The following is an 11,006-nucleotide window of genomic DNA, read 5'->3' as shown; positions in this document are numbered from 1 at the left end:
TCTGTCAGTCTCCTCGCGGAGCCTGAATCACGCCGCGAGTGGATAATCAATGGGTCCTGACCCTAGCAATATTGTCCCGCCGCCCCTTCCCCCACCAGCCCCACCAAAACCATACGTAAGCCATACGTAACCCATACCTCGGCCATACCCCTTCCCAAGGCCGAAATCCCCCCGCATACTCCCCCTATAAACCCGGCCCACCGGGGCCAGAGCGGCTGCGGGAAGGGCTGAACTGACAGCGGAGACGGCCCGAAATGACGCATCTTTCCCCCCGCCCTTGGGTTCCTCAGGCTTGTGAGGCCCATGTCCAGAACCTTGCCCAAACCGTTCAAAAACCCTCCGCTGACATTGCAGCGCGCATCGAAGAACTCATTGATCTCAACGAAGAAATTCACGATCGCGAGTGTTTCAATCTCAACCCCGCCACCAATGTGATGAACCCCAAAGCCGAGGCCGCACTGGCCCGTGGCCTCGGCTCGCGCCCCTCTTTGGGCTATCCCGGCGACAAATATGAGATGGGCCTCGAAGCCATTGAAGAGATTGAGGTTCTCGCCGCCGCCCTCGCCGCCGAAATCTTCCAAGCCCGCTACGCCGAAATCCGCGTAGCCTCCGGAGCCCTCGCAAATCTCTATGGATTCATGGCCTTAGCCAAGCCGGGCGATGCGATCATCGCGCCCCCCGGTTCCATCGGCGGCCATGTCACCCATCACGCCGACGGCTGCGCCGGTCTCTACGGCCTCACCACCCACGCCGCCCCCGTCAACGCCGACGGCTATACCATTGATCTTGCAGCCCTTCAGAACTTGGCCCATGCCGTCAGACCCAAAATCATCACCATCGGCGGCAGCCTAAACCTCTTCCCCCACCCCATCGCCGAGATCCGCAAGATCGCCGATGAAGTCGGTGCCAAAGTCCTCTTCGACGCCGCCCATCAATGCGGCATTATCGCTGGCGGCATTTGGGCTAACCCATTGATTGAAGGCGCGCATCTGATGACGATGAGCACCTATAAATCTTTGGGCGGCCCCGCCGGCGGGCTTATCGTCACCAATGAGGCCGATATCGCAGAGCGCCTTGACGCGATCGCCTTCCCCGGCCTGACCGCCAATTTTGATGCTGCAAAATCCGCCGCCCTCGCCCTCAGCCTTCTCGACTGGCGCGACCAAGGCCGCGCCTATGCCCAAGCCATGGTCGATCTGGCCCAAGCGCTTGCCAAAGAGCTCTCCGCCCTTGGCCTGCCCGTCTATGCGGCCGAAAAAGGCGCCAGTCGCAGCCACCAATTCGCCATCGAAGCGGCCGCTTTTGGCGGCGGGCAAGCGGCCTCGAAAACCCTGCGCAAGGCGGGCTTCCTTGCCTGTGGCATTGGCCTGCCGATTGCGCAAGTTGCGGGCGATCTCAATGGCTTGCGCATCGGAACGCCCGAGCTGGTGCGGCGCGGTGTGACGCCTGCGGACGCCCCCGCCCTTGCCACTTTGATCGCCGAGGCGCTACGGTCCAACGCACCGGAAACCATCGCCCCGAAGACCCGCGCATTGCGCGCAAAGTTTCAGGGCCTGCATTATGTGAACAAATGAAATTTACCAAACTTGGCCGCAACGGGCCCGACGTTTCCTCCATCGGGCTGGGCTGCCTGTCGTTTGGCGGCATTTTCGGCGTCGCCACGGAAGAAGACAGCTTCCGCACGATGGATGCGGCTTGGGATCAGGGCATCAATTTCTTTGATGTGGCCAATATTTACGGCAATGGCCATTGCGAGACGGTGATCGGTCGCTGGCTCGCCAGCCGCCCGCATCGTCCGATGATCGCCACCAAAGCCGGCATCGTGAACGGTCCACCGCGCACAGTGAACAACGATCCGGCCTATCTGCGGGCCGAGCTTGAAAGCAGTCTCAAGCGCCTTGGCGTCGATCATGTCCAGCTCTTCTACGCGCATCGTCATGCGCCCGAGGTGCCAGCCGAGGATCTTGCAGGCACCATGCAACGCCTTCAAGAAGAAGGGAAAATCCTGAGTTACGGGCTTTCGGAAGTGGCGCCGGGAACGGTGGAGCGCGCTCATACGGTGCACCCCGTCACCGCGGTGCAGAATGAATATTCGCTCTGGTCGCGCCAGCCGGAGTTGGGCCTGACCCAGCTTTGCGCCCGGCTTGGCATCACGCTCGTGGCCTTCTCGCCCTTGGGGCGCGGCGTTTTTGCCCGCGACATTGCCGATCCTGCCCGCTTCGCCACGGATGATTTTCGCAAGCTGGTGCCGCGTTTTGCGCCCGATAATTGGCCGCATAACCGCAGCAAGCTTGAGGCTTTCAAGACCTATGCGCTGAGCCGTGGCTATGAGCCCGCCGCTTTGGCCTTGGCTTGGCTCTTGGACCAGGGCAGCCACATCCTGCCGATCCCCGGCACCCGCACGCCTACGCATCTGGGCGAATGGATCGGGGCGGCGGAGATCGATCTTAACGATGATGAACGCAGTGGGATCCGGCAGATCCTGCCGGTCGGTTGGGCTTGGGGGGATCGCTACAGCGATGCACTAAGCGCCAGCGTCGAGCGCTATTCCTGAGCCATACAGGCGCGGGGCTCATCCCCCCGCGTCTCGGCCCCGCAGGCGGCGCAGCGCCAGAAATCCGGCGCGACTGAACGGTCCATGCGCCAACGGCAAGCGCGGGTCAATGTTGACCCGCGCTTGCTAAACCATTGATAGATAAAGACGGCAGCAATGCCAGCGATCAGAAGAAGGGCAGACATCCCCCGCCCCTTTCCAGATCAAACCACCCGATCGACCATCATCTTCTTGATCTCGGCGATGGCTTTGGCCGGGTTCAGCCCCTTGGGGCAGGTCTTGGCGCAGTTCATGATCGTGTGGCAACGATAAAGCTTGAACGGGTCTTCCAGACCGTCGAGACGCTCGCCCGTCGCCTCATCCCGGCTGTCGACGATCCAGCGATAAGCATGCAGCAAAGCCGCCGGGCCGAGGTATTTATCCGAGTTCCACCAATAGCTTGGGCAGGCCGTCGAGCAGGATGCGCACATCACGCATTCATAAAGCCCATCGAGCTTCGAGCGGTCCTCGATCGACTGGCGCCACTCTTTCGCGGGACGGTTGGTCTTGGTCTCAAGCCAAGGCATGATCGAGGCATGCTGAGCGTAGAAATGCGTCAGGTCCGGGATCAAATCCTTCACCACCGCCATATGCGGCAGCGGGTAGATCTTCACATCGCCCTTGATCTCATCGAGACCGAAGATACAGGCCAAAGTGTTGCCGCCGTCGATGTTCATCGCGCAAGAGCCACAAATCCCTTCACGGCACGAGCGGCGGAAGGTCAGCGTCGGGTCAATCTCATTCTTGATCTTGATCAGCGCGTCCAGAACCATCGGACCGCAAGTGTCCATGTCCAAGAAATAGGTATCCACCCGCGGGTTTTGGCCATCATCGGGATTCCACCGATAGATCAAGAACTTACGGATGTTCTTGCCTTCAGGCTTCGGCCAAGTCTTGCCGGTGCGGATCTTGGAATTCTTCGGGAGTGTGAACTGGACCATGGGAAGTCAGCCTTTCCAGCCGGGCATATCGTAAATCGGGCGTGTGGGCGCCTGGCCGGATTTGGCCATGACGCAGGTCTCGAATACCGCCGATGGGTCTTTGCCCATGACGTAATCCGACGAAATACTTAGATCCAAGCCTCCGGCAATGGTGCCCGAGGAGGTGCCGCCGATCCTGACTGTGCCGCGCGGCTTTTGCGCCAGTTCGGCGCGGTCAAAACAATCGCGCTCGGCCTGTTGGACCGAGACGGGGCCGCAAGCGACCAGCAGCAAGGGCAAGATCAGGAGCCGTTTCATCAGCGCACCGGAGGCACGCCCGAGGCGGCAAAGCAGCTTTGCGCGGCGGGACGAAGGGCCAGATTGCGGATGTTTTCTTTGGTCAAAGTGCCAGCCTCAACCGCGTAATCGGCGGCCAAAGCGCGCTGCTCTTCGACGCTGGCAGCTTGCAGGATGCATTCGGTTGCGGCCTTGGCGGGCGCGGCTGGCATGTCGCGCAGAACTACGGCCTCGACCACATCGGCCGCCATGCGGCGGGTGGTGTTATCAGCCACGGCTTGCGGATCACAAGCGGCGATAAGTGGCAGGCAAATCAACAGGATCGAGGCACGCATCTTCATCATAGCCCTCCCAAGGCCAAGCCCTGACCTGCCAGGATTTGGCTGGTCGATAGGGTCTGGACCAAACATTGCGTCGCCTCGGGGCGGCTGGCTACGCTGCGCACCACTGGCCAAGCACTTGCGGCAACATCCTGCGCAGCGCCACCGGTGGCCCCTGCCCCGGCCGCTTGCGCCAGTTGGATCAGCTCGGCCGTGGTGGCGTTGTTGATCACGCAATCGGTGTAGGGCGCAACATTGACGCCCGGCACATAGCGCGCCGCCGCCGCATTGACCGCCGACCGCGCCAAAGAGCGCGTGGTTTCTTGCATCACCACCTCGCCCGCCACACAGCCCGAGAGGGTCAGCGCGAGCAAGGCCGTGATGCCAGAGGCTTTCAACGCGGCGCGCATGCTTAGAACTTCCGCTCGGCAGGGGCGATTTTCTTCAGCGAGATCCCGCCATCGGCCTCGGTGGTCAGCGGGTCCAGATGCACGGCGCGGTAGCCCAAGGTGACCTGATTGCCATCGACCCAAGCCAGAGTGTGCTTGCGCCAATTGGCATCGTCGCGGGCCGGGTAATCCTCATGCGCATGCGCACCACGGCTTTCGGTGCGGGCATGCGCGCCGTAGATCGTGGCCAGAGCGTTGGGCATCAGGTTGGCCAGCTCCAAGGTCTCCATCAGGTCGCTGTTCCACACAAGGCTGCGATCGGTGACTTTGAGATCGGCCATTTTGGCGGCGATCTTGGTCATCTCGACCTCACCCTCGGCAAGGGTCTTGTCGGTGCGGAAGACGGCGGCGTCGCGCTGCATGGTGCGCTGCATCTCAAGCCGCAGATCGGCGGTCGAGATCGAGCCATTGGCATTGCGCAAAGCGTCGAACCGGTCGAGCGCCTTTTCCACCTGCGCCACGTTGGTCGCGGGCACGGGCGCGTTCTTGTCCACCACTTGACCGGCGCGGATCGCGGCCGCACGGCCGAAAACGACAAGGTCGATCAAGGAGTTAGAGCCAAGACGGTTGGCACCATGCACCGAGGCACAGCCCGCCTCACCCACAGCCATCAGGCCGGGGAAGACCGCATCGGGGTTCTCGGCGGTGGGGTTCAGCACCTCACCCCAATAGTTGGTCGGCACACCGCCCATGTTGTAATGCACGGTCGGCAGCACCGGGATCGGCTCTTTGTGCAGATCGACACCGGCGAAGATGCGCGCGGATTCGGTGATGCCCGGCAGGCGAAGCTCCAGCGATTCCTTGGGCAGGTGGTTCAGGTGCAGGTGGATGTGATCCTTGTTGGGGCCAACGCCGCGGCCCTCCCGGATCTCCATCGTCATGCAGCGCGAAACATAGTCGCGGGGCGCCAAGTCTTTGTAATGGGGCGCATAGCGCTCCATGAAGCGCTCACCTTCCGAGTTGGTGAGATAGCCGCCTTCGCCGCGAGCACCTTCGGTGATCAGGCAGCCCGAGCCGTAGATGCCGGTTGGGTGGAATTGCACGAATTCCATATCCTGCAAAGGCAGGCCAGCGCGGGCAACCATGCCGCCACCGTCGCCGGTGCAGGTATGGGCCGAGGTGGCCGAGAAATAGGCGCGGCCATAGCCGCCGGTCGCCAGCACCACCATCTTGGCGTTGAAGACATGGATCGTGCCGTCGTCGAGCTTCCAGCAGACCACACCGGTGCAAGCACCATCGGTGATGATCAGATCAAGCGCGAAATATTCAACGTAGAACTCGGCCTTTTCCTTCAGCGACTGGCCATAAAGCGTGTGCAAAATGGCGTGGCCGGTGCGGTCAGCGGCGGCGCAGGTGCGCTGCACCGGCGGGCCTTCACCGAATTCGGTGGTGTGGCCACCGAAGGGACGCTGATAGATCTTGCCCTCTTCGGTGCGGCTGAAGGGCACGCCGTAATGCTCAAGCTCGTAAACCGCTTTGGGCGCTTCACGGGCAAGGTATTCCATCGCATCCGTATCGCCGAGCCAGTCCGACCCCTTGACCGTGTCATACATATGCCACTGCCAATTGTCGGGGCCCATATTGGCCAAGCTGGCCGCGATGCCGCCTTGCGCCGCCACAGTATGCGAGCGGGTCGGGAAGACCTTGGTCACGCAAGCGGTGCGCAGGCCCTGTTCGGCCATGCCGAGGGTGGCGCGAAGACCTGCCCCGCCGGCGCCCACGACGATCACGTCATAATCATGCACTTCATAAGGATAGGCAGTCATGGTCGTTCCTTCAGAGCGCGATTTTCAGAAGCGCGAAAATGCCAACGGCGGCGATGACCCAAGCCAGCGAGATCACGAAGATGATCGCAGCTTTGCGAGCGGTGCCGTGCAGGTAATCCTCGATCATGCCGGAGGCGCCCATTGCGAAATGGCGCATGCCGATCACGAGGGTCAGGGCAGTGAGGATGGCCGGGAAAGGCCGCGCGAAGGTCTCAAGCACCTCGGCGCGCGTGCCACCAAGGGCCGAGCCAAAGATGTAAAGCCAGACCGGGACAAGGAAGGCCAAGCCGACGGCCGAGACGGTCATAGCCCAGTGATGCTCGGTCCCAGAGCCAGAGGCCCCTTTGCCTTCGGCACGTTTGCGGGCGGTCAGGTAGCGCATTCTCGCCGCTCCTTACTGGATCAGGAAAATTGTGATCACGGTCAACACGACCGAACCGATGATGCAGGCCCAGCCCAGCTTTTCAGCCGTTGGGATGTCGAGACCATGCCCAGCATCATAGTAAAGATGCCGAAGTCCGGCGAGGTAGTGATACCAAATCGCCCAAAGCGAGCCGGTGAACACCAGATCACCAAACCAGCTGGTCGCAACCGCATTCGCCAGATCAAAATACGCATCGGATGTGGCGGCAGCGATGAGCCACCAGACCGCAAGGATCACGCCAGCCACCAAGGCATGACCGGTAACCCGCGTCAGAATCGAGGTGAGCATCGGAATATGCCACCGATAAATCTGTAGGTGGGGTGAGAGGGGCCGTTCGACCCGCTTGGCCTTTGCCATGTCGGTTCCCTTTGTCGCTGGCTCGCCCAAAACAAGGGCCGGGCGCGCTGATTTTCTCTCAATGGCTCATTTCTACGGGCAAGTCACGCCTTAGGGCAGGCAAATTCGTACCGTTAGCGCTGCGACGGCAAGATTTTTCTCAGTTGCGTGATCACAAACAAAATAGCCGTGATCACAAAAGTGATCACGGCTGGGAAAATGGCCTTAAAGCCGGTCAGCGGGTGAAGATCGTGGTGTCCCAAGCCAGCGACAGGCCGAAATAGCCACCGTAGTCCTCGCCCTCATAGTAGCGCAGGTCGATGCTGGTCTCGTCCCCGATGTAATAGGTGCCGCCCAGCTCCCATTCTTTGCTCCAGCCCCCGGCCCCGTCCTCATAGCGGCCGATCGAGATATCGGTCGAGAAGCTGTCCGAGATCGTATAGGCGGCCGAGAGGTAATGGCTGCTGTGGCTGTTCTTCGGCTCGTAATAGAAATCCGCGCCCAGCGAGAAGGCGTCATTCACAGCATAGTCAAATTCGACACCCAGTTCGACGTAATCGTCCCAGTTCGCAACGCTGTCGGTGTTGATGTAATAGGTCGCGTAGCCGGTGTAGGAAAGCTGCCCCGATTCACCACGATAGCCGACATAGACGTCGAAGTAATCCTCGCCATCCACGTCAAGCCCATGCGCGGTCGCACCGACATAGGCCCCGCCATATTCCAGCTCGAGATAGCCGCTGACTTCCGTCTGCGCGTCCCAATCGCCTTCGGTGAGATGCTCCAGCTCCAGACCGCCATAAAGCGTCATCTCTTGCGCCAATGTGGGCGAGGCGGCCAACAGGCCCGTTACGAGAGACAGAGACAAACCGAAACGTGTTTTCTGGCTGCGCATTTGGTGCTCCTATCCTTGACCCTTTCAGGTTGAGATATGAGTCGGCGTTGCGGCAAGACTATTGCGCGCGCCTTTGTGCGGTTCTTCTACAACTGTGCAATATCGCCACAGCAGGTAATTGAGCCGCAATCCGCAAGACGCGGCTCACTTTCGGCTTTGGATTACTTCGGCACCAAGGCCCAATAATCAAGATCGAGCAAAACCTCGGGCTGGTATTTGCCCACGTCATCGCGCAAAGCGAAAGGCTCGGCCCCTTGCTTCACCGCCACCAAACGTAGCCGCAAAGCGCCCACACCGGGCGCCGTTGTTTCGGCGCGGTCCAAAACCTCGCTCCAAGCTTTCACCGTATCACCGGCGAAACAAGGGTTGGCATGGGCGCCTGCATTCAAAGCGACGATCATTTGCGCATTCGCCAGCCCGTTGAAGGACAAGGCGCGGGCCAGTGAGATCACATGGCCGCCATAGATCAGCCTTTTGCCATCGTCGCGGTTGGTGGCGTCGAAATGCACTTTGGCCGTGTTCTGCCAAAGCCGCGTTGCCAGCATATGTTCGGCCTCTTCGACGGTGACGCCGTCAACATGGTCGATCTGCTCGCCAATCTGATAATCGCCCCAGCGGTGGCGCTCCCCCGCAAGGGTGAAATCGTAATTGGAGAAATCCAAGCCTTCCGGCACCACCAAAGCCTCGGACGGCACAGATTCTTGCAGTTTTGGAACAACCGCCTCTGCTGCCGGAGTGCTGCTGTTCTTTTTCACCATCACCCAGCGCACATATTCCAGCACCAGCTCATCACGCTGATTAAGCCCGCGGGTGCGCACCCAGACCACGCCGGTTTTGCCGTTGGAGTTCTCCTTCAGCCCGATGACGGTGGATTCCGCGCGCAATGTATCGCCCGGCCAAACCGGCAAAAGCCAGCGCCCCTCGGCATAGCCGAGATTGGCCACGGCATTGAGGCTGATATCGGGGACAGTTTTGCCAAAGACCGTATGGAAGGCGATCAGATCGTCCATCGGGCTTGCGGCTAGGCCGCAGCTGCGCGCAAAAGCATCGCTGGAATAAAGCGCGCCCCGGGCCGGATAAAGCGCGTGATAAAGCGCCCGCTCGCCGCCCGAAAGCGTACGCGGCACCGCATGGGCGATCACCTCCCCCATGCGGTAATCCTCAAAAAAACGGCCCGGATTGGTCTTCATGCTCTCTCCTGTCGAGCCCCCGGCCACTATAGCGGCCAGAGATAAGGGCGGCTTATTGCTCGCCCAGTTTCAGATCTGGGGAATATTCGCCCGCCACCTCTTTCACGACCGCTTGACCACAACGCATGACGCCATTGGCGGCGTCGAACGCATAGGTCGGTGAGCCGTGCAGCTCCCACCCTTTGGACAAAGCCAGACTGACTTTGTGGCAAAAAGCCGAGGTATCGTCGTCACTTAGAAAGCGATAAAGCCGCATCAGTAATAACTCCCCTCAAAGACCGGGTGCCCCAGCCATTTGTGCACCATTGCGATCAGGCCAAAGAGCACCAAAGTGCCAAAAAGGTTCATCGCATCGCCCTTGATCCCGCGCCCATTATTGGGGCGAACCCAAGCGCCCGCGCGGTTGATCAGCGCCATGCTGACCAGCGCCCAAAGCCCGATGCCGCCAAAGAGCACCAGCGAGGCGCGGTCGCCGTTGACCAAAAGATGCGCGACCGACCAGATCACCGCGCCCCAAAGCATCGGGTGGCGGATCTTCGGGTAAAGCGTGCCCTTGGTGCCGCCCACGCCGAACAGGAAAACCGAGATCAGCATCAATGTGTTGTTGATATGGCCCGAGCCTGCGGGCGGGGTATAGACCGGCACAAACTCAGCCCCGCGGTAGCCCAGCACCATCAGCACCACCGACAGAACCAGAAGGCCGGCGATCACGGCTTTGCCCGAGCCGCCCAGCCGGGCGCGGGTTTCGGGGGAAATGCGGCGCAAAAGATGCGCGGCGCACCATAGGGCTAGGCCTGCAATCAATAGGGTCATCGGGCGTCTCCGGCTGGATGAATGGGTTGCGCTGACCCTGCCCTTATTCCGCCATCGCCGCAATCGCTTCGGCCTTGGCCAAGGTGGCCCGGGCCGTCACAACGTGCAGATTTTCCACGATCTTGCCATCGACCACCGCGACCCCCCCGCCCGAGGCCAACACGGCGTCAAAGGCTTCAATCTGGCGGCGGGCCAAGTCGATCTCGGCTTCAGAGGGCGCAAAAGCCTCATTCGCAACAGAGAGTTGCGCCGGATGGATCAGGGTTTTGCCGTCAAAGCCCATGTCGCGGCCTTGGTCGCATTCGGCGCGCAGACCCGCATCATCCTTAAAGGCGTTATAGACGCCGTCGATGATGGTCAGCCCATGCGCTTTGGCGGCCAAAAGGCAAAGCCCAAGGCCGGCTTGCATCGGCAAACGGTCGGCGCGGTAGCGGGCATTCAGCTCTTTGGCCAGATCATTGGTGCCCATCACCATGCCGCGCAGGGCGGGGTGGCTGGCGATCGAGGCGGCATTCAACATGCCCGCCGCCGTCTCCATCATCGCCCAAAGGTCAATGCCGGGAAGGACTTCGGCCAAGGCCTGAAGATCCTCGGGCTGGTTCACTTTCGGCAAAAGCACGGCGTCGATCTGCACACCTTCGGCCCGCGCCTTTGCCAAAGCGGCCGCATCGTCCTTGCCCCATTCGGTGTCAAAACCATTGATCCGCACGATCCGCAGCCGGGTGCCAAACTCCATCTCGCGCAAAGCGCGGCCCAAAGTGTCACGCGCGGTGACTTTTTCCTCCGGCGCGACCGCGTCTTCGAGATCAAAGATGATCGCATCCGCAGGCAGGCTTTGCGCCTTTTCCATCGCGCGTTCACGCGCGGCGGGAATATAGAGGACGGAACGGCAGGGACGGGACATCTCAGATCCTCACGCAATATTATTGCGCCGTGAGACCACAATCAGCCACATTCATCAAGGGCGGATTTGCCGCAATGCAGAAATTTTATCTGCTACGCTGCG

General features: G+C 60.9%; 15 protein-coding genes. 2 read left to right on the top strand and 13 right to left on the bottom strand.

Annotated features, from left to right (window positions below; all coding sequences use genetic code 11):
- Positions 1–254: 254 nt before the first annotated feature.
- Together glyA and Q9295_RS07345 are read left to right on the top strand one after the other, a co-directional pair.
- Positions 255–1,574 carry a serine hydroxymethyltransferase gene (gene glyA, locus Q9295_RS07350; protein WP_306679875.1) on the top strand — a complete coding sequence of 440 codons (1,320 nt, stop codon included), beginning with the start codon at positions 255–257 and terminating at the stop codon, positions 1,572–1,574.
- The gene (locus Q9295_RS07345) at positions 1,571–2,554 is read left to right on the top strand and encodes an aldo/keto reductase (RefSeq protein WP_306679874.1); all 984 of its coding nucleotides are present in this window, start codon (positions 1,571–1,573) and stop codon (positions 2,552–2,554) included. Before glyA ends, Q9295_RS07345 begins: the two co-directional genes overlap by 4 nt.
- On the opposite strand, the gene Q9295_RS07340 is transcribed toward Q9295_RS07345, so the two are convergent.
- The 13 genes from Q9295_RS07340 to Q9295_RS07280 all read right to left on the bottom strand — a co-directional run bounded on the left by Q9295_RS07340 (position 2,545) and on the right by Q9295_RS07280 (position 10,904).
- Positions 2,545–2,739: a hypothetical protein gene (locus tag Q9295_RS07340; protein ID WP_306679873.1), complete on the bottom strand. Its 195-nt coding sequence runs from the start codon at positions 2,737–2,739 to the stop codon at positions 2,545–2,547. The genes Q9295_RS07345 and Q9295_RS07340 overlap by 10 nt on opposite strands.
- A gap of 18 nt (positions 2,740–2,757) precedes the next feature.
- Positions 2,758–3,534, bottom strand: a complete 777-nt coding sequence (locus tag Q9295_RS07335; protein WP_306679872.1) for a succinate dehydrogenase iron-sulfur subunit — start codon at positions 3,532–3,534, stop codon at positions 2,758–2,760.
- 6 nt (positions 3,535–3,540) lie between these two features.
- A complete protein-coding gene (locus Q9295_RS07330) occupies positions 3,541–3,831 on the bottom strand; it encodes a hypothetical protein (protein ID WP_306679871.1) in 291 nt (96 codons plus the stop codon).
- Positions 3,831–4,151, bottom strand: a complete 321-nt coding sequence (locus Q9295_RS07325; RefSeq protein ID WP_306679870.1) for a hypothetical protein — start codon at positions 4,149–4,151, stop codon at positions 3,831–3,833. Before Q9295_RS07325 ends, Q9295_RS07330 begins: the two co-directional genes overlap by 1 nt.
- Positions 4,151–4,540 (bottom strand): succinate dehydrogenase, encoded by a 390-nt coding sequence (locus Q9295_RS07320; RefSeq protein WP_306679869.1) that lies wholly within the window; start codon positions 4,538–4,540, stop codon positions 4,151–4,153. The genes Q9295_RS07325 and Q9295_RS07320 overlap by 1 nt, the downstream gene beginning before the upstream one ends.
- 2 nt (positions 4,541–4,542) lie before the next feature.
- Positions 4,543–6,345, bottom strand: a complete 1,803-nt coding sequence (gene sdhA, locus Q9295_RS07315; protein ID WP_306679868.1) for a succinate dehydrogenase flavoprotein subunit — start codon at positions 6,343–6,345, stop codon at positions 4,543–4,545.
- A 10-nt stretch (positions 6,346–6,355) separates the two neighbouring features.
- Positions 6,356–6,727 (bottom strand): succinate dehydrogenase, hydrophobic membrane anchor protein, encoded by a 372-nt coding sequence (gene sdhD, locus Q9295_RS07310; protein WP_306679867.1) that lies wholly within the window; start codon positions 6,725–6,727, stop codon positions 6,356–6,358.
- Between the two features lie 12 nt (positions 6,728–6,739).
- A complete protein-coding gene (gene sdhC / locus Q9295_RS07305) occupies positions 6,740–7,126 on the bottom strand; it encodes a succinate dehydrogenase, cytochrome b556 subunit (RefSeq protein ID WP_306679866.1) in 387 nt (128 codons plus the stop codon).
- A 214-nt stretch (positions 7,127–7,340) separates the two neighbouring features.
- Positions 7,341–7,997, bottom strand: a complete 657-nt coding sequence (locus Q9295_RS07300) for a hypothetical protein (protein ID WP_306679865.1) — start codon at positions 7,995–7,997, stop codon at positions 7,341–7,343.
- A gap of 161 nt (positions 7,998–8,158) precedes the next feature.
- Complete coding sequence (locus tag Q9295_RS07295; protein WP_306679863.1) at positions 8,159–9,187, bottom strand: MaoC family dehydratase; 1,029 nt, start codon at positions 9,185–9,187, stop codon at positions 8,159–8,161.
- Positions 9,188–9,239: 52 nt separating this feature from the next.
- Positions 9,240–9,443: a DUF1737 domain-containing protein gene (locus Q9295_RS07290; RefSeq protein ID WP_306679862.1), complete on the bottom strand. Its 204-nt coding sequence runs from the start codon at positions 9,441–9,443 to the stop codon at positions 9,240–9,242.
- Positions 9,443–10,000 (bottom strand): NnrU family protein, encoded by a 558-nt coding sequence (locus Q9295_RS07285; protein ID WP_306679861.1) that lies wholly within the window; start codon positions 9,998–10,000, stop codon positions 9,443–9,445. Before Q9295_RS07285 ends, Q9295_RS07290 begins: the two co-directional genes overlap by 1 nt.
- 43 nt (positions 10,001–10,043) lie before the next feature.
- On the bottom strand, positions 10,044–10,904 hold the full coding sequence (locus tag Q9295_RS07280; RefSeq protein WP_306679860.1) for an HpcH/HpaI aldolase/citrate lyase family protein: 861 nt from the start codon (positions 10,902–10,904) through the stop codon (positions 10,044–10,046).
- Between the last annotated feature and the right edge of the window lie 102 nt (positions 10,905–11,006).

Source organism: Pseudogemmobacter lacusdianii (genome assembly GCF_030848395.1).
In the GTDB taxonomy this organism is placed as follows: Bacteria; Pseudomonadota; Alphaproteobacteria; order Rhodobacterales; family Rhodobacteraceae; genus Pseudogemmobacter; species Pseudogemmobacter lacusdianii.
The sequence above is the reverse complement of the archived record's forward strand: the minus strand, read 5'-3'. Positions and strand labels throughout refer to the sequence as shown.